Genomic DNA, 17625 nt, shown 5'->3' on the forward strand with positions numbered 1-17625 from the left:
AGGAGGGTAAAGCATGGCAACAGTGAACGGATGCAACATACCCGAGGACCTTCTTTATGACGTGGACCCAGAGGCTAACGCCTTCACCTGGGCAAAGGACAACGGAGACGGCACCTTCACAGTGGGTCTCACCTCTGTGGCGGCTGCCATGGCAGGAAGGCTTGTGGCCTACACGCCAAAAAAGGCTGGCAAGGTCATAGAAAGACGCAAAAGCATAGCCACCATTGAAAGCGGTAAATGGGTGGGTCCAGTTCCTACACCTCTAACTGGAGAAATAGTGGAGATAAACGAAGCCCTCAAAGGCAACCCAGCCCTTGCAAACGATGACCCATACGGTGCAGGATGGATAGCCAAGATAAAGCCTACCAATCCCGAGGAAATTAATAGCCTTCTAAGGGGTCAGGCGGCAGTGGACGCCCTCACAAAGGTTATAAACGAGAAGGGTATAAAGTGCGGATGATAGACCTCAGGGGGGTAAACCTCCCCCCATCTTTTGAAGATTTAGAGTTAGACCAAACTCTTCTTGATGAGCTCTACGAAGGTTTCCAGATAAGGCTTAGAAACTTTGGCAAGGATATATTCTTCCATAGCCCGGGCTTTAAGCACTACGAGGTGGAGGACTTTTCCATAAAGACAGGTCCAAAGTTTGTGGATATCTCCATAACTGGCAGAAACTGTGAGCTTATGTGTGACCATTGTGCCTCTAAGATACTTTGGCACATGATACCGGCTACAACCCCTGAAGAACTTTGGAGGGTGGCACAGGAGCTAAAAGAAAAGGGCGTGGATGGGATTCTCATATCTGGAGGTTCTAACAAGGACGGTGTGGTAGAGCTGTATCCCTTCTTGAATACTATGAAAAGGATAAAAGAAGAGCTTAGTATGTTCGTAAGCTGTCATGTGGGTTTGGTGGACAAAGAGCTCGCAGAGGGCTTAAAGGAGGCTCGGGTAGATGCGGTTCTTCTTGATATCATAGGTGATGACCAAACCATAGCGGAGGTATACAAGCTACCTCACAAGAGCGTAAAAGACTACGAGGAGTCCCTGAGGCTTCTTAAAGAGGCAGGACACAACATAGTTCCGCATGTGATAATAGGACTTCACTACGGACAAATAAAAGGTGAATACAGAGCCATAGACATGATAGCCAAGTTTGACCCCTCCGCCCTTGTTATGGTGGTGGTTATGCCCTACTATGGTAAAGCCCGTTTTCAGCTTCTACCTCCACCAAAGCCGGAAGAGAGTGCCAAGGTAATACTTCATGCCAGAAAAGCACTGCCAAGTAAACCTGTGGTTATAGGTTGTGCAAGACCTGCCGGTCCAGAAAGGGTGAAGTTTGACCTGTATGCCCTTCATGCGGGGGTGAACGGTATAACCTTCCCAGCGGAGGGCATCTTTACCTATGCAAAAAGCCTAGGATTGAGACCAGTGGTATCACCAAACTGTTGCTCCACTGTCTTTTTGCATTAAATTTAAAAACCATGAAAGTTTTTGATATTGACACAGCAAGAGACCTAATAACAATTATAAAGCCCATAGTAGAGGATATAAACCTAAAGAAAGAAGAGCTCTATTCCTGCCTTGCAAGGCTTGAAGAGGAAAAGGACGAGTTAGAAAGGCTCTATCTCCAAAGCCATGTGGAAGACCTTGATATAGAAATACGGAGGCTCTTCCAAAAAATAGAGGCACTGGGTGGTGTGATAAAGGGCATAGACCCCATCCTTGTGGACTTTCTCTCCTTCCATCAAAATCGCTACATATGGCTTTGTTGGAAAGAAGACGAGGACACACTCATGTATTGGCACGAGCTTGATGAAGGTTTTGCGGGCAGAAAACCCATTGAATTACTTTACGAATGAAAATCCATATAGACCTTTGAGGGCGTAGCCCCTCTTTGCCCCTGATATTTACCCCTGTATGGTTTTTCCGCCCTTTTGTCTAACCTTGCCAGAACTATCTGGCATATGCGTATGCCTTTGTATATGCGTATGGGGCAGTTGTTGGCGTTGTATAGCTCAAGGGTTATCTGTCCTTCGAAGCCTGCATCTACCCATCCTGCGTTTTCTATGAAAAGCCCAAGCCTTCCAAGAGAAGACCTACCTTCCACAAAGGCGGTAATATTCTCCGGAAGTTTTATGTATTCCTCTGTGGTTGCCAGAAGGAAAGCCTTTGGTGGTATAAGAATTCCTTCCTCGGGTATGTTTATCTTCTCCACTGACATGTTTTCACTCTTGAGGTCTATGCACCCAGACCTATAGAAGAGAAGCTCTCCGCCTAAGGTGAGGTCTATGGAGGATGCTTGGACGTTTTCTTCCTTGTATGGCTCTATTACAAGCCTGCCTCTCTTTATAAGCTCCTTGATACTTCTATCGCTCAATATCATGGCAAGGTGTGGGGGTGGAGGGACTCGAACCCTCACGGCTCATCACCGGCGGATTTTAAGTCCGCTGCGTCTGCCAGTTCCGCCACACCCCCTGCTGGTATTAAATTATAATATTTCTCGCAGAGTTATGAGCTACTGGCGAGGTATAATACACAAATATAAGGAGTTTTTACCTGTAAACGAGAAAACACCTATAATAACACTGTGTGAAGGAAATACTCCCTTAATCTATGCAGAGAACTTAGCGAGGGCTATAGGCTTTAAGGGGGACATATTTCTCAAATACGAAGGTCTGAACCCTACAGGCTCTTTTAAAGACAGGGGCATGACCGTAGCCATATCCAAGGCGGTGGAGGCAGGAAAGAGAGCGGTAATATGTGCCTCAACGGGCAATACCTCTGCTTCTGCGGCCGCTTATGCGGCAAAGGCTGGTCTCAAAGCCTTTGTCCTCCTTCCAAAGGGTGCAGTGGCTCTGGGTAAGCTCTCCCAGGCAGTCATATACGGTGCAAAGGTAATAGCCATCCAGGGAAACTTTGACGACGCTTTGTATATTGTGAGAAAAATAGGAGAGCTTCTGCCTGTAGAGATAGTGAACTCGGTTAACCCCTACAGGATAGAGGGACAAAAGACGGGAGCTTTTGAGGTGTGCGATGCCCTTGGCAGGGCACCAGACTATCACTTTATTCCTGTGGGCAACGCAGGAAACATAACCGCCTACTGGAAGGGCTATGGAGAATACCATAAAGCTGGGAAGATTAGAGAACTGCCCAAGATGATGGGTTGGCAGGCAGAGGGTTCCGCCCCAATAGTGAAGGGCTATCCTATAAAAAACCCACAGACTATAGCCACTGCCATAAGGATAGGAAATCCCTACAGCTGGCAACCAGCCCTCCAGGCGGTGCGTCAATCTGGCGGGCTTATTGATGCGGTGAGCGATGAGGAAATACTCCACGCTTATAAACTAACTGCTTCAACGGAGGGTGTGTTTTGCGAGCCTGCCTCTGCGGCCTCTGTTGCAGGTCTTATAAAGCTCACAAGAGAGGGCTTTTTCAAGGGTGGAGAGCTGGTGGTTTGTACCCTCACGGGCAACGGTCTAAAGGACCCAGATACGGCTATGAAGGTCTGTGAACCCCCTATAACACTTCCGCCAGATGTGGAAAGGGTTATGGAGGTGATAGACCTGTGAAGATGGTAAAGCTCACAAGCCATATTCTCAACAACGTAGCCAACACTCTCAAAGAGGGGAAGATAGTATGTTTTCCCACAGACACCATATACGGGCTTCTGGCGGTAGCCAACAACAGAGAGGTGGTGGAGAGGCTCTACTCTATAAGAAGACCCTCTGGTAGACCTTTCATAATTCTGATAAAGGGCATCCACTGGCTGGAAACCCTTGGGCTATGGGCCAGTGAATTACATACGAGGCTCATGGAAAGGTTTAACGCCACCTTTGTCTTTTATAAAAGAAGTACCTTGCCCCTATACCTGACCAGAGGAAGAAAAAGCCTTGCGGTGAGGATTCCTCCCTTTGACAGCCCTGTGTATGAGCTTCTTGAATATCTAAACGCGCCTGTGGTAGCACCCAGTGCAAACCCAGAGGGTCAAAAGCCAGCAACCACCATAAAAGAAGCTATAGAATACTTTGGAGATAAGGTTGACCTTTATGTGGACGGTGGCGTAAGAAAGGGCAAACCCTCAACCATAGTAAGAGCCCTATACCCTAAAGGTCTTAGGCTCATAAGAGAAGGTAACATACCCTTTAAAAAAATACTCCAAGCCTACAGGGAGTTAAGGACTACCTTTTCCGCCTTGCCTGAAGACGCTCCTTTAGGGTCTTCCTTTTTGGACCTTTTTGACCCTGATCTGCCTTTCCCTCCGCTCCGCTGAAGACTGCCATGCTTAGGAGCTTGTCCCTTTCTTGCTCTTCCCTTTTTAGCTCCTCTTGAACCTCCTCTTGGGTTCTCACCTGCATGTGCATTATATCCGATATGGTCTTTTCTCGGAACCTTGATAGCATATCCTCAAATAGGTAGAAGGATTCCTTTTTGTATTCTACCAATGGGTCTTTGGAGGCATAGCCCCTTAGGTATATGCTCTCCCTAAGCCTGTCCATGGTGTGCAGATGCTCTCTCCAAAGGTGGTCAAGGTTTGAAAGCATGAGAATTTTTGCAAGCTCTCTGAAAACTTCTTCTCCGAGCTCTTCTTTCCTCTGAAAGAGGGATTCAAGTACCCTTTGGGAGAGTTTTTCTATAAGCTCTTCCTTGTCCCTTGCGCTGGGTATGTCTATGTCCCTGCCTGTAAGCTCTTTTAGGTAATCCCTTAGGGGTTCAAGCTCCCAAAGCTCCGGCTCTTCTTCCTTTATGAGCTCTTCCACCCTTTGGGCTACAAGGTCGTAGACAAACTCTTGCAGGTATTCCTCAATCCCTTTAGACTCAAGAAGGTCTCTCCTTATGGCATAAACGGTGAGCCTCTGGGTGTTCATCACCATATCATACTCAAGGAGCCTCTTTCTTATCTGGAAGTTTTGGGCTTCTACCCTCTTTTGTGCGTTTTGTATAGCCTTGGTAACCATACCGCTCTCTATGGGCTCTCCCTTGGGAATCTTGAGTATCTCCATGAGCTTCTTTACCCTGTCGCCACCGAATATTCTCATGAGGTCATCTTCCAAAGATAGTACGAAGCGGGACTCACCGGGGTCTCCCTGCCTTCCTGCTCTACCTCTGAGCTGGTTGTCTATCCTCCGGGATTCGTGCCTTTCTGTGCCTATAACCAGAAGACCACCCAAATCCACCACCTTTTTCTTTTCCTCCTCTGTTATCCTGTATGCCTTCTCTAAGGCTTCCTTCCATTCCTCTTCTGTGGCTTCCTCTGGGGCTTTGCCCTTTGCCCTTAGTATCTCCCTTGCCAAATACTCTGGGTTTCCTCCAAGAAGGATATCTGTTCCTCTTCCTGCCATGTTGGTGGATATGGTGACCGAACCAAGTCTTCCCGCTTGAGCTATTATCTCCGCCTCTTTCTCATGCTGCTTGGCGTTTAGCACGTTGTGAGGTATCTTCTCCTTTTGCAGAAGCCTTGAAAGATGCTCCGAGTCCTCTATGGAAACAGTTCCCACCAGTATGGGTCTTCCCTTCGCATGCTCTTGTTTGATAAGGTCTACCACCGCCTGCCACTTTTCTTCCTTTGTTTTGTAAACGAGGTCTGGATGGTCCTTTCTTCTCATGGGTCTGTGGGTTGGGACTACCACCACCTCAAGACCGTATATTTCCTTGAACTCAAGAGCTTCCGTCTCGGCGGTTCCCGTCATGCCAGAGAGCTTTGTGTAGAGCTTGAAGTAGTTCTGGAAGGTGATGCTGGCAAGGGTTTGGTTTTCCTGCTGTATGGGAACACCCTCTTTTACCTCTATAGCCTGATGAAGACCGTCGCTCCAACGCCTACCCGGAAGCACCCTTCCAGTGAACTCATCCACTATGAGAACCTCGTTGTCTCTTATTATGTAATGCACATCCCTTTTAAAGAGGGTGTGGGCTCTGAGGGCTTGGTTTACCGCATGAAGGAGGTCTATGTTCCTTATATCGTATAGGTTTTCTACACCAAGGAGTTCCTCCACCTTTCTTATGCCCTGCTCTGTGAGCTGGACAGTTCGGTTCTTCTCATCCACTACAAAGTCCTCGTCCCTTACGAGCCTTCTTACCACCTCGTCCGCCTTGTAGTATACGGAGGTATCCATCTCCGCAGGACCAGAGATTATAAGGGGCGTTCTTGCTTCGTCTATAAGGATAGAGTCCACTTCGTCCACTATGGCAAAGTTATGCCCCTTTACCTGCACTATTTCCTCAAGGGAAAAAGCCATGTTGTCCCTAAGGTAGTCAAAGCCAAACTCGTTGTTGGTTCCGTAGGTTATACTGCACTCGTAGGCTTGTCTTCTGGTGCAGGGCGTTAGCTTAGTATAGAAAGCCTTCTTTGCTTGAACCTTTATGAGGTCTGAGGGTAGAGTTTCCTCAAAATAGCCCTGTGGCCAAACCCTCCAGTCTTCTTCTATAGCCCTCTGTGCCAGCTCTGGGTCTGCCCATTCTACCCTGTAGGAGCTATAGTCAGAGTTTATAACACCCACATCAAGACCAAGGAAAAGATATAGTCCACCCATCCATTGGGCGTCCCTTCTCGCAAGGTAGTCGTTGACGGTAACCACATGAACCCCTTCCTCTGTCATGGCGTTGACCACCACTGCAGAGGTAGCCACTAAGGTTTTACCTTCACCCGTTTTCATCTCCGCTATCTTGCCTTCGTGAAGCACAAGCCCACCTATAAGCTGAACGTCAAAAAATCTAAGCCCAAGAGCCCTTTTGCCCGCCTCCCTTACAAGAGCAAAGGCGAGCTCCACCTCTGGAATTATCTCACCTTTGATTATCTTCTGCTTTAGTGTCTCATCCTGCAGTATCCTTTGCCTTAAGTCTTGTGCTATAAGTCTTATCTCTTTGTTTGGAAGTTGGTCAAGTTCTTTCTCCTTTTGTGTTATCCTTTGGACTACCTTTCTTAGCCTTTTGACTTCTCTCTCGCTCTTTGTCCCAAGGAGCTTTTTAACAAGCCATTCTATCATGGTATTAAAATTATAACGCTTTAGCTTTGTGGCTAACGCTCTTGAGTATGTTGAGGTGGTGATTGTGGCGGGCTTTGGTTTGTTGAGGGTTGAGAGGTGGTATCTTGTATTGTGTCCTGTTTTTTGTAGCATTCTTCCGATGCGAGGCACATAAATTGATTGGCTGTCCTTAAATGGTATATTGATAGGAGAAAAGACAAAATTACTGCAAAAACCTGAATAAAGAACAAGAAATATGAATAATCCTGTTTATCACTTACATCTATAAGTAAAAAATTTATAGAAATAACCAGAATAAAAAAAGCTGAGGATATCAGTATGAACCTTTCAGGCATATTCCTTAAAGAAGATATCAAAGAGTTTAAAAACACGCATTTTTTTATTACTAGATTAAGTAAAAGTATCGTGTAAACTATAATATAAATGAATAAGAGAAAGAAGTACATTAAAAAATATGTGATAGCAGACAAGCTTGATATAATCTTAGGAAGATTTGAATATGATGCAACAATAGAAAAATTTCTAACAATATAAATTATTGAAAAGATAATCAGCATAGTAGAACACACATAAATGCTTATAGAAAGACCAGAAAAACCTTTAGCCAATGCAAAATGAACCTCAGAAATTCCTAAGGTGAATTTTGTTTTTTCATTAACCATAGGTCTAACAAGAGCTATAAAATGTCTCCATTTTATATCATTATCCACGTATAATTCTCTATTATGTAAACCTGCATCTAAATTTTTCTCGAATAATCCAAGAGTAGAAATTAGTCCAATCCAACTAAAGAACTCTCCAACAAAAACAGATACGACCAAAAATGCTATCACATTTTCATTAAAAATCCTTAAGGTTCTCTTCACAGCCCATTTCAAATCTTTCCATGTAAATCTGAGATTGTTTATGCTAACTTGATTTTTGCTTTCGATGCTGTCCATACTTTGGCGAATAACTTTTTTCTCTGCATCGCTCCTTTGTGTTTGATTATAATAATACCTCTCTGCAACACTAACATTAAAAATAAAAACCAATATAGTTATAAGCCCTACCGCGACGCTTACCAAAATCCTATACAGCTCTATCTTTAGCAAGTTTTCAGACATAACTCCAACTCCCCCACAAGATTACCTTAAATTATTATAACGCAAGTTGCAAGTTATATTAGGTTCATTTTCCACATTCTATACAGATTATAGGAAACCACAGCGGTATAGATTTTCACAAGAAGCCCATTCAGGCTAACAGAATAAGGTCTCATACCGATAAACCTTTTAAGGACACTAAACACACTCTCCGCAAGCCTCCTGTATAACCTCTTTGCATACTCAATCCATTCACCCTCATATCTGCTTTCCTTTATACTCATTAATGGGTTAAGCACTATGCCCTCTTCCTTCAAGATATCCTCCATCAGATAATTCTTGTATGCCTTATCACATATGATTTCCTTACTTTCTACACTGTAAAAGCTCATGTTTGCCAAACCATCAATATCATGCCTACTCCCCTCAAGTAGATGAACCTCTCTAATTAAACCCTTAGAGTCCATAAGTGCGTTTAGCTTAAGCCCGTAAAAGTATTCTCTCTTGCTTGGTGTATATCCTCTGTATAGCTCACCTTTTAATGTTTTGCATGTCCATATGCGTGCATTCTCACACACTTTCACTGGCATGCTATCAATTAGGTAATATCTTTCATCCACCTGTGGTAGAGATGCGAGTTTTAATATGATGGTTTGCATATAAGGTAGCAGTTTTTCAAGTCTTCTTGAGAAGGTAGATTTATCAGGGACTTTAGGGAAGAGATGACTACAGAAACTTTTAAGCCAATCAAGAGCCTTTGAGTAGTTTGCACAAAAATCTATGTGGGCTATGACTGCCATTGTTAACACCTCCGAGTTAGATATTACCGCTTGTGGTTCTTCACGAAGTCTAAGTTCATTGAGCAAATCGTCTATAATTGCAAAGTATGTTATTATTCTATCTTCTGTCATTTTTGCACCTCCCTATGGGGATGCTCCATAGGGAGCTTTTTTACCACATCTCTTTATAACTTGCAACTCGGGTTATTATACAACACACTCGACCCTCAACTACAGCACGAACCTTTCCTTCCCCTCCGCCAAAGGTAAAACGAGAAGATCACCAACAAAAACGGTGCTAAGTATTCCATATCACACTTCCTATCCTATATGCAAAGAAACCGAAGAGCCAGCCCACGAGTAGGCTATATGCGAGAAAGGTAAGGGCAAAACCCTTTCCTGCCTCTCTCCACATTACCGCCACCGTTCCAAGACAGGAAGTGTATAGCAGTAAAAATACCATAAAAGCCAGAGCGGACGCTGGCGATATACTCTGTGCTATTAAACTTCTTAAGCTGTCGCTTCCTTTTTCTTCTACTTCAAAAGCAGTTGGCACTGGCTTGAAGATATTTATCACAGCCTCCTTTAAGGCATTACCAAAGCCAATAGCTTGCCCCTTTAGAGCTTCCGAGAAGACAAAATGTTCTTCTCTCTTCTCTACCTCTGCGGTGTATATGGTTCCCATAGAACTTAGCACTATCTCTCTTGCAAGGAAGGCTGGTATAAGGGAGGTTGATATTCTCCAGTCCTCAAGACCTAGGGGTTTAAAAATGGGAGATATAGCTTTTCCTATCTGTCCTGCGAGGCTTTCAGAGGGATTTTTGACACCCGGTGGTAGATTCAGCAATAGCCATATGAAAACCGACGCTGCAAATATGAGGGTACCAGCTCTGTATAGAAAATCCCTTACATAAACCCATACAACTCTGAAAAGAAGTCTCAGCGTGGGAAGTCTGTAAGGTGGCAATTCCATAACGAAGTGATAGAGAGTTCCTCCGTATAGAGTTTTTCTCAAAAGAAAAGCAGTCAAAAATGCAACGAAAATGCCTAAAAGATAAAGTGAAAATATAATGACCGCAGGGTTTTTGAAAAAGAGCACCGCAAAAAAGGAGAAAACTACAAGCCTTGCAGGACAACTCATAAAGGGTATCATGGCTATGACGAGAAATTTGTCCCTTTTTGTTTCCAAAGCCCTCGTGGCAACTATGGCAGGCACATTACATCCAAAGCCGAGAAGCAAAGGAACAAGGCTTTTACCATGGAGACCAAGTTTATGCATAAACCTGTCCATAAGAAAAGCAACTCTCGGAAGATAACCCGAAAATTCCATAAGAGCAAGCAGGAAGTATATGACCGCAATGAGAGGAACGAAAGTCAGAACAAAGCCCACACCACCTATAAAGGCTTCTGCAAAAAGTCTCTGAACCCAATCACCAACACCCATAAGGGACAGACCTTCTGAAATAGCAGGAGCAATAAAGCCGTTTACAAACCCCTCTACCCACTCCATAAAAGGTGCAGAAAAGTCAAAGGAGAACTTAAAGAGCAGGAACATTAACAAAAAGAATATGGGTATGCCAAAGATAGGGTGCAATAAAACCTTGTCAAGGGAGTCTGTTATATCTCTTGAGGTCAGAGGTTTTCTCTCTACCACTTCCCTGTATAGACCATGAGCCTTTGCATACCTTTCGTCCCTAATGACATCTTGAACATCTCTACCCATAAGGCTCTTTATGGACTCTCTAAGCTCCCTAAACTTTTCCGAGTTGAGGAGTTTTCTTATAAGCTCCGCCTTGGTTTCGTCTTCCCTTTCTCTTACTTTCTCAAGTATGTCTTCCAATTCTTTACTGTATCTCAAAGCCTTTGTTTTTTCCTTAAGGTTAAAAACTTCCACTATGTTTGGAAGTAAAGCCTTTACACCTTCGCCAGTCCTTCCGTTTGTCCTGAGGACCCTCACACCAAGAAGTTCAGAAAGCCATTTGTCTTTGACCTCTATTCCCAGCTTTTGGGCTTCGTCCGTCATGTTTAGGACTAAGATGAGAGGTATTTCATGCTCAAGAAGTTCTATGGTTAAGAGTAGGTCTCTTTCCATGTTGGGTGTTTCTATGATATTGAGTATCAAGTCTGGTTTTTCCTGCGTTATATAGTTGTATGCAACCCACTCATCCTCCGATATGGGCTCAAGGGTGTATATACCCGGAAGGTCTACAAGGTTTATTTCATAGTCCCAAAACTTTACCTTTCCTTCCCTCTTTTCAACAGTTACTCCGGGCCAGTTACCTACCTTAAGGTTTGTTCCCGCAAGATGGTTAAGAATACTTGTCTTTCCTACGTTGGGATTGCCCGCAAGGGCTACCTTTATACTTTTCATTGAACCTCTATGCCTTTTGCCAGGTCTTTACTTATAACTATCCTTGAGTTGTCCACCTTCAGAAGAAGGTTTCTTCCAATCTTTTGCAGAAGAGATACCCTTCTACCCTTTCTAAGACCCATTGCCTTAACCTTTTCTAAGACCTCCTCTCTACCGCTGAGACCAAGTATTACCACTTCCTGCCCAGGTTTTACCTCTTCAAGGTTCATGCCAGACCTCCAAAAGAATTTGGAAATTAATATACAATTCCAAAATTAGAATGTCAAGTAGAAAATCCTATCTTACAGTCTTGCCTCTCTTATCTCCTTTCTCTTAAATACTCCTCCCTGCACTTCAAAAAAGGCTTTTTGGAGCTCTATAAGCTGTTTTATACCCTCAAGCCCAAGAGACAGCATCTTGTCAAAGTCTTCCCTTGTAAAGGAATGCTCCTCGCCCAAGGCTTGTATCTCCGATATCCTTCCTGAGCCTGTTGCTACCAAGTTCATGTCCACCTCCGCAGAGGAGTCCTCTTCAAAGTTAAGGTCAAGAAGTATCTGGTTATTTACTATTCCAACGCTCACCGCCGCTACGAAATCCTTTATAGGTGTGGATGTTAAGACTCCATCGCTGTATAGCTTTATAACCGCATCCACAAGTGCTACAAAAGCTCCAGTTATGGAGGCAGTCCTTGTTCCACCATCCGCCTGTATAACATCGCAGTCTATCCAGAAGGTTCTCTCTCCCACTTTGGTAAGGTCAAGAGCGGTTCTCATAGCCCGCCCTATCATTCTCTGTATTTCGTGAGTTCTACCCCCAATCCTGCCCTGCACAGATTCCCTTATATTTCTTGTCTGTGTAGCCCTTGGGAGCATGGAATACTCAGCGGTTATCCAGCCTTGCCCTTTGCCTTTTAGAAAGGGGGGGACACTGTCCTGAACGGAGACAGTGCATATAACCTTGGTGTTTCCAAACTCCACAAGAACAGAACCCTCTGGATGCTTGAGATAATCCCTGACTATCCTTACCGGTCTTAGCTCTCCGGGCCTTCTTCCGTCAGACCTCAAACCTTAGCTCCCAGAGCCTTGGCTTTCTCCACCACCTCCTCTATGGTGCCCACCATATAAAATGCCATTTCAGGAAGGTGGTCGTAGTTGCCGGTGAGTATCTCTTTAAAGCTCCTTATGTTGTCTTCCAGCTTGACATACTTTCCGGGCATGCCCGTGAACTGCTCCGCCACGTGGAAGGGCTGAGCCAAGAACCTTTGAATCCTTCTTGCCCTGTTGACTATAGCCTTGTCCTCTTCAGAGAGCTCTTCCATACCCAGTATGGCTATTATCTCTTGAAGCTCCTTGTATCTTTGGAGTATTCTCTTGACTTCGGAAGCTACCTGATAGTGCTCCTCTCCTACAAACTCGGGAGCCAGATACTTGGAAGTGGACTCAAGTGGATCAACCGCTGGGTATATACCAAGCTCCGCAAGTCTTCTGGCAAGCACTGTAGTAGCGTCAAGGTGGGCAAAGACCGAATAGGGTGCTGGGTCTGTAATGTCGTCCGCTGGCACGTAAACCGCTTGTATAGAGGTTAGAGAACCCTTCTTGGTGGAGGTTATTCTCTCTTGGACTTCACCCACGTCCGTATTTAGTGTGGGCTGATATCCAACCGCAGAGGGTAGCCTTCCAAGTAGGGTGGAAACCTCAGAACCTGCCTGGACAAACCTAAAGATGTTATCTATGAAAACAAGCACGTCCTGACCTTCCACGTCCCTGAAGTATTCCGCCATGGTTATGCCCGTTTGTGCCACCCTAAAACGCACGCCTGGTGGCTCGTTCATCTGTCCGTAAACCATGACCGTGTAGGGTAGAACTCCAGACTCCTTCATCTCGTGCCAGAGGTCATTTCCTTCCCTCGTCCTTTCTCCAACGCCTATGACTACGGAAAAGCCTTTGTGGAACTTAGCTATGTTGTGGATGAGCTCCTGCATAAGAACCGTCTTACCAACTCCCGCACCACCAAAGAGACCAACCTTTCCACCCTTCACATAAGGCTCAAGAAGGTCCACCACCTTAATACCTGTTTCAAGTATCTCCACCTTTGTGGACTGCTCTTCAAGGGGTGGAGGCTCTCTAAACATGGGCCAGTATTCTTCTGCGTTTACAGGTCCTGCCTCGTCTATGGGTTGACCCACCACATTGAATATCCTACCAAGGGTTGCTCTACCCACTGGAACCTTTATAGGACCTCCGAGGTATTCCACCTCTTGACCTCTCACAAGACCATCGGTGGCACCCATTGCCACACATCTGACTCTGCTTTCTCCTATGTGCTGAGCCACTTCAAGGAAGAGCTCCTCTTCTGCCCAATTACCTCTGTCATCTATGAATTTTCTTCTTGTCTTGAGACCGTGTCTGACAGGTGGGAGGTTCTTGTCTCCAAACTCCACGTCAATGACCGCACCTATAACTTGCACTATTCTTCCCTTCATGTTTGCCTCCTTTATTTCATGGCTTCCACTGCGTTCACTATGTCTATAAGTTCAGAGGTGATGGACTCCTGCCTTGCCTTGTTGAAGATAAGGGTCCATGTTTTCACAAGCTCGTCTGCGTTCCTTGTGGCGTTGTCCATGGCTACCATACGGGCAAAATGCTCCGCAGCATTTGACTCAAGCATTGCTCTGTAGAGCTGATAATTTAGATAAAGGTCTATAAGCCTATTTACAAAAAGCTCCTTATCCACCTCAAATTCGTAAACACCATAGTCTCCATCGCCCTGAACCCTTTCAAAAGGCAGGAAATTTCTCACTACTGGCTTGTAGCTTACCCTTGTGACCATCTCGTTGTTTATCAGATACACTGCATCTGTTTCTTTGTTTGTATACCTCTCCCTGAGAAGCTCTCCCACTTCCTTGACCACGTTGAAGTTTATCTCTTTTCTGAAAACCTCATCATAAGCCTTGAGTATGCTATAACTCCTCCTTCCAAAATACTGAACACCCTTTCTCCCAATAAGAACAAGGTTTATCTTTACACCCCTTTCCTGCTTTTCCTTTATGATGTCTTCTGCCCGCTTTATAAGGTTTGAGTTAAAGGCTCCTGCAAGACCTCTGTCTGCGGTTATAAGAACCAGATCACAAATCTTTTCTTCCCTCACATCAAAAAGTGGATGAGTTTGGGAATCTATGTGAGAGGCAAGGCTTTTTAACACCTCGTAAAGCCTTTCTGAGTAGGGTCTTGAGGCGTATATGAGCTCCTGAGCCCTACGGAGCTTTGCCGCTGAGACCACCTTCATGGCGTTGGTTATCCTGCGTGTGTTCTTTATTCCTTGTATCTTTCTCCTTATGTCTCTGGGTGAGAGCTTTGGCATGGAGATATTATACCATATCTTCCAAGTGTTTCATCACATGCATCATGTCCTTGTCGCCCCTGCCAGAGAGGTTAAAAAGCACTATGCCATCCTTCCCTACTTCTTTGGCTATTTCTACCACCCTCAAGACCGCATGAGCTGGCTCAAGGGCGGGAATGATACCTTCAAGCCTTGAAAGAATCCTAAAGCCTTCAAGGGCTTCTTCGTCTGTTGCATAGGTGTACTCCGCCCTTCCGCTCTTGAAAAGGTAGGCATGCTCTGGTCCAACACCTGGGTAGTCAAGCCCTGCAGAGATGGAATGGGTGGGTTGGATTTGTCCCTCTTCATCCTGCAAAAAGTAGGACTTCATACCGTGCAAAACTCCCACAGAACCGCCGTTTATAGAGCTTGCGTGTTTACCCGTGTGCAGTCCAAGACCTCCAGCTTCTACGCCTATTAGTCTTACCTCTTCGTGCTCCATAAATGGATAAAATATACCCATCGCGTTTGAACCACCTCCTACGCAGGCAACTACCGCATCGGGAAGCTTGCCCTCCAGCTCAAAAAGTTGTTCTTTTGCCTCCTCCCCTATCACCTTCTGGAAATCCCTAACCATCATGGGAAAGGGGTGAGGTCCCACCACAGAGCCTATAATGTAGTGTGTGGTTTCCACGTTGGTAACCCAGTCCCTTAAAGCTTCGTTTATGGCATCCTTTAAGGTTCTTGAACCGCTCTTTACGATGCGAACTTCCGCACCCAGCAGTCTCATCCTAAAAACGTTAAGTTTTTGACGCTCTGCGTCCTCCTCTCCCATATAGACCACGCACTCAAGACCAAGTAAAGCACAGGCGGTGGCGGTTGCCACTCCATGCTGTCCTGCTCCCGTCTCTGCTATTACCCTTTTTTTGCCCATTCTCTTAGTAAGAAGTGCCTGACCAAGTGTGTTGTTTATCTTGTGAGCACCCGTATGCAAAAGGTCTTCCCTCTTTATGTATATCCTTGCACCCCCTGCATACTGTGTAAGCCTCTTGGCAAAGTAGAGGGGTGTGGGTCTTCCTGCAAAGCTCCTAAGGTAGTGGTTTAGCTCCTCCCAGAAGGAGGGGTCTTCCTTTGCCTTTGCATAAGCCCTTTCAAGCTCCTCAAGGGCATACATGAGGGTCTCTGGTACAAACCTGCCACCGAACTCTCCAAAGTATCCCCTTTCATCTGGAAGAGTGTATAACTCTTGTTTTATCATAAGCTTTCCTCCTTTCTTTTAATCTAAGCTCCTTTTGTATATTTGGTCTATGTGTTTTAAGAAAGACCAGGGGTCTAAGGCTTGCCTTATCTCTTCTTGACTAAGGAAGACACTGACCTCTTGGTCTTCCATAAGGCTTTTTTCAAAGGATATGCCCTCTTCCCAGCTCCTCATGGCACACCTTTGCACCATGTCGTAGGCTTTGTCCCTTGGCACGCCCTTTTCCATGAGTCTAACCAACACCCTTGAAGAGCCATAGAGACCATGGGAGAGTTCCATGTTTTTCCTCATTCTCTCTGGGTTTACCACAAGCCCTTCAAGCATTTCAAGGAAGAGACCCAGCATATAGTGGAGTGCTATGGTGGAGTCTGGCAGGATTACACGTTCTGCGGAGGAGTGAGATATGTCCCTTTCGTGCCAGAGTGGAATATTCTCAAGAGCTACCAGAAGGTTTGCTCTTATTATGCGTGCAAGACCACACAACCTTTCTGCGTGTATGGGGTTTTTCTTGTGAGGCATAGCAGATGAGCCCCTTTGACCCTTCTCAAAGGGCTCCATAAGCTCTAAAACCTCCGTCCTCTGAAGGTGTCTTATCTCCGTGGCAAACCTCTCAAGGGCACCGGCGGTGGAGGCGAGTGCGTACATAACCTGCGCATGCCTGTCCCTTGGCACTATCTGGGTAGACACGGGTTCTACCTTAAGCCCAAGCTCCTGGAGGGCAAGCTTTTCTACCTCAGGCTCAAGGTTAGAGTATGTCCCCACTGCACCAGAGAGCTTACCGTAAGAAACCGTTCCAAGAGCCTGTAAAAGCCTTTCCTTGTTTCTTTTGAGTTCCTCATACCAGCTTAAAAACTTAAGCCCCAAGGTCATAGGCTCTGCATGCACTCCGTGGGTTCTTCCCATCATGAGGGTACTCTTGTGTTCAAGGGCAAGGGACCTAAGCCTTTCAATAACCCTGTCCAGCTCTTGGATTATAAGCTCCAGAGCTTCCCTAATCTGCAGTGCCAGAGCAGTGTCCACCACATCAGAGGAGGTAAGACCCATATGAAAGTAATGAGAATACTCTTGAATCTGCTCGTTTATTGCGGAAACAAAGGCAAGCACATCGTGTTTATAAACCCTTTCATACTGGTATATCTTCTCCACTACCTTTTCGTCCACAAAGGTTCTCTTTTCTATTTCCCTTAGTGCCTCCTCTGGAATTTTTCCGAGCTTGTGCCATGCCCTACATACCGCTATCTCCACTCTGAGCCAGAGCCTGAACTTGTTGAGCTCAGACCATATGTGTCCCATCTCCTTTCTTGTATACCTCTCTATCATCCTTTTCCTCCGCTCTAAAGATTGCCACTGGTTTAAGGGGGTTTGTGGGAACGCTTGAATAGAACTTAAACCATTCTAAGGGTGCCTTTCCCCATATCCTACGCCAGTTTTCAACCCATCTTTTGGTAAAACCCCAAGGTGGTATGACTGGACAGTTAAGGGCTATGGAGACTATCAAGTCTCCCCTTTCGTTTACAGAGGGCACTATAGGAAAACTCCTACAGTCTATGGGATGTCTTCCATGTATTCCACACCAACCATCCACGTTAAAGGGACAATCCTCTTCGGGTGCAAGAAAGCCTATGCTAAAGCCGTTAACATTCATCTCCGGAAAGGCTTTTCCGTTGAGCAGGGTAAGAAGTCTATTCTCTCCCGGCAGAAGTATGACAGCTTCCCTTAGTCTGTCACAGGGTTTTAATCTACCACCCTTCGCACACAGGAAACAGTTAATCTCTCCACAGCCAAGCTCTATAGGTTCTTGTGCATATATTTCATTGATTATGTCCATAAGCTCCTCGTATGCGGTATCTTCCAT

The 17625-nt window shown here is 45.4% G+C and carries 17 protein-coding genes and 1 tRNA gene; 5 read left to right on the plus strand and 13 right to left on the minus strand.

What is annotated here, in order from left to right:
• The first annotated feature begins 13 nt into the window (after positions 1–13).
• The 3 genes from G3M65_RS06045 to G3M65_RS06055 are packed head-to-tail and all read left to right on the plus strand — an operon-like array spanning position 14 to position 1859.
• Positions 14–460 carry a glycine cleavage system protein H gene (locus G3M65_RS06045; protein ID WP_173833686.1) on the plus strand — a complete coding sequence of 149 codons (447 nt, stop codon included), beginning with the start codon at positions 14–16 and terminating at the stop codon, positions 458–460.
• Positions 457–1470 carry a LipS1 family lipoyl synthase gene (gene lipS1, locus G3M65_RS06050; protein ID WP_173833687.1) on the plus strand — a complete coding sequence of 338 codons (1014 nt, stop codon included), beginning with the start codon at positions 457–459 and terminating at the stop codon, positions 1468–1470. The genes G3M65_RS06045 and lipS1 overlap by 4 nt, the downstream gene beginning before the upstream one ends.
• Positions 1471–1481: 11 nt before the next feature.
• On the plus strand, positions 1482–1859 hold the full coding sequence (locus G3M65_RS06055) for a DUF2203 domain-containing protein (RefSeq protein WP_173833688.1): 378 nt from the start codon (positions 1482–1484) through the stop codon (positions 1857–1859).
• Here the strand turns inward: G3M65_RS06055 and dcd are convergent.
• Both dcd and G3M65_RS06065 read right to left on the minus strand, forming a co-directional pair.
• Positions 1850–2383 carry a dCTP deaminase gene (dcd, locus tag G3M65_RS06060; RefSeq protein WP_173834684.1) on the minus strand — a complete coding sequence of 178 codons (534 nt, stop codon included), beginning with the start codon at positions 2381–2383 and terminating at the stop codon, positions 1850–1852. The two genes, G3M65_RS06055 and dcd, sit on opposite strands and share 10 nt — an antisense overlap.
• A gap of 9 nt (positions 2384–2392) precedes the next feature.
• Positions 2393–2475 (minus strand) — tRNA-Leu (locus tag G3M65_RS06065).
• A gap of 35 nt (positions 2476–2510) precedes the next feature.
• On the opposite strand from G3M65_RS06065, the gene thrC reads away from it, so the two are divergent.
• Positions 2511–3569, plus strand: a complete 1059-nt coding sequence (gene thrC / locus G3M65_RS06070) for a threonine synthase (protein ID WP_173833689.1) — start codon at positions 2511–2513, stop codon at positions 3567–3569.
• A gap of 2 nt (positions 3570–3571) precedes the next feature.
• Positions 3572–4270 carry an L-threonylcarbamoyladenylate synthase gene (locus G3M65_RS06075; RefSeq protein WP_173834685.1) on the plus strand — a complete coding sequence of 233 codons (699 nt, stop codon included), beginning with the start codon at positions 3572–3574 and terminating at the stop codon, positions 4268–4270.
• Here G3M65_RS06075 and secA read toward each other — a convergent pair.
• The 11 genes from secA to G3M65_RS06130 form a co-directional block, all read right to left on the minus strand.
• Positions 4179–6980, minus strand: coding sequence for a preprotein translocase subunit SecA (secA, locus tag G3M65_RS06080; RefSeq protein WP_173833690.1), 2802 nt, complete (start codon positions 6978–6980; stop codon positions 4179–4181). The two genes, G3M65_RS06075 and secA, sit on opposite strands and share 92 nt — an antisense overlap.
• Positions 6981–7012: 32 nt before the next feature.
• The gene (locus tag G3M65_RS06085; protein ID WP_173833691.1) at positions 7013–8086 is read right to left on the minus strand and encodes a hypothetical protein; all 1074 of its coding nucleotides are present in this window, start codon (positions 8084–8086) and stop codon (positions 7013–7015) included.
• A gap of 53 nt (positions 8087–8139) precedes the next feature.
• Positions 8140–8976, minus strand: coding sequence for an IS982 family transposase (locus G3M65_RS06090; protein ID WP_173833692.1), 837 nt, complete (start codon positions 8974–8976; stop codon positions 8140–8142).
• A gap of 166 nt (positions 8977–9142) precedes the next feature.
• Positions 9143–11215 carry a ferrous iron transport protein B gene (gene feoB, locus G3M65_RS06095; protein WP_173833693.1) on the minus strand — a complete coding sequence of 691 codons (2073 nt, stop codon included), beginning with the start codon at positions 11213–11215 and terminating at the stop codon, positions 9143–9145.
• On the minus strand, positions 11212–11424 hold the full coding sequence (locus G3M65_RS06100; protein ID WP_173833694.1) for a FeoA family protein: 213 nt from the start codon (positions 11422–11424) through the stop codon (positions 11212–11214). Before G3M65_RS06100 ends, feoB begins: the two co-directional genes overlap by 4 nt.
• A gap of 72 nt (positions 11425–11496) precedes the next feature.
• Positions 11497–12258: a ribonuclease PH gene (rph, locus tag G3M65_RS06105; RefSeq protein WP_173833695.1), complete on the minus strand. Its 762-nt coding sequence runs from the start codon at positions 12256–12258 to the stop codon at positions 11497–11499.
• Positions 12255–13676 (minus strand): F0F1 ATP synthase subunit beta, encoded by a 1422-nt coding sequence (gene atpD / locus G3M65_RS06110; RefSeq protein ID WP_173833696.1) that lies wholly within the window; start codon positions 13674–13676, stop codon positions 12255–12257. The genes rph and atpD overlap by 4 nt, the downstream gene beginning before the upstream one ends.
• Before the next feature lie 11 nt (positions 13677–13687).
• Entirely contained in the window at positions 13688–14554 is an 867-nt protein-coding gene (locus tag G3M65_RS06115) for a F0F1 ATP synthase subunit gamma (RefSeq protein WP_173833697.1), read from the minus strand.
• Between the two features lie 7 nt (positions 14555–14561).
• Positions 14562–15770 carry a tryptophan synthase subunit beta gene (trpB, locus tag G3M65_RS06120; RefSeq protein ID WP_173833698.1) on the minus strand — a complete coding sequence of 403 codons (1209 nt, stop codon included), beginning with the start codon at positions 15768–15770 and terminating at the stop codon, positions 14562–14564.
• An 18-nt stretch (positions 15771–15788) separates the two neighbouring features.
• A complete protein-coding gene (gene purB / locus G3M65_RS06125) occupies positions 15789–17090 on the minus strand; it encodes an adenylosuccinate lyase (RefSeq protein ID WP_173833699.1) in 1302 nt (433 codons plus the stop codon).
• On the minus strand, positions 17044–17625 hold the full coding sequence (locus tag G3M65_RS06130; RefSeq protein WP_173833700.1) for a hypothetical protein: 582 nt from the start codon (positions 17623–17625) through the stop codon (positions 17044–17046). Before G3M65_RS06130 ends, purB begins: the two co-directional genes overlap by 47 nt.

This window comes from Hydrogenobacter sp. T-8 (genome assembly GCF_011006175.1).
Lineage (GTDB): Bacteria > Aquificota > Aquificia > Aquificales > Aquificaceae > Pampinifervens > Pampinifervens florentissimum.

Bases quoted from the DNA above. Each gene is read 5' to 3' on its own strand.
- atpD (WP_173833696.1), bottom strand. From the start codon at position 13,676: ATGAAGGGAAGAATAGTGCAAGTTATAGGTGCGGTCATTGACGTGGAG.
- G3M65_RS06045 (WP_173833686.1), top strand. From the start codon at position 14: ATGGCAACAGTGAACGGATGCAACATACCCGAGGACCTTCTTTATGAC.
- thrC (WP_173833689.1), top strand. From the start codon at position 2,511: ATGAGCTACTGGCGAGGTATAATACACAAATATAAGGAGTTTTTACCT.
- G3M65_RS06090 (WP_173833692.1), bottom strand. From the start codon at position 8,976: ATGACAGAAGATAGAATAATAACATACTTTGCAATTATAGACGATTTG.
- G3M65_RS06075 (WP_173834685.1), top strand. From the start codon at position 3,572: ATGGTAAAGCTCACAAGCCATATTCTCAACAACGTAGCCAACACTCTC.
- feoB (WP_173833693.1), bottom strand. From the start codon at position 11,215: ATGAAAAGTATAAAGGTAGCCCTTGCGGGCAATCCCAACGTAGGAAAG.
- trpB (WP_173833698.1), bottom strand. From the start codon at position 15,770: ATGATAAAACAAGAGTTATACACTCTTCCAGATGAAAGGGGATACTTT.
- G3M65_RS06055 (WP_173833688.1), top strand. From the start codon at position 1,482: ATGAAAGTTTTTGATATTGACACAGCAAGAGACCTAATAACAATTATA.
- dcd (WP_173834684.1), bottom strand. From the start codon at position 2,383: ATGATATTGAGCGATAGAAGTATCAAGGAGCTTATAAAGAGAGGCAGG.
- G3M65_RS06085 (WP_173833691.1), bottom strand. From the start codon at position 8,086: ATGTCTGAAAACTTGCTAAAGATAGAGCTGTATAGGATTTTGGTAAGC.
- lipS1 (WP_173833687.1), top strand. From the start codon at position 457: ATGATAGACCTCAGGGGGGTAAACCTCCCCCCATCTTTTGAAGATTTA.
- G3M65_RS06115 (WP_173833697.1), bottom strand. From the start codon at position 14,554: ATGCCAAAGCTCTCACCCAGAGACATAAGGAGAAAGATACAAGGAATA.
- purB (WP_173833699.1), bottom strand. From the start codon at position 17,090: ATGATAGAGAGGTATACAAGAAAGGAGATGGGACACATATGGTCTGAG.
- G3M65_RS06130 (WP_173833700.1), bottom strand. From the start codon at position 17,625: ATGGAAGATACCGCATACGAGGAGCTTATGGACATAATCAATGAAATA.
- G3M65_RS06100 (WP_173833694.1), bottom strand. From the start codon at position 11,424: ATGAACCTTGAAGAGGTAAAACCTGGGCAGGAAGTGGTAATACTTGGT.
- secA (WP_173833690.1), bottom strand. From the start codon at position 6,980: ATGATAGAATGGCTTGTTAAAAAGCTCCTTGGGACAAAGAGCGAGAGA.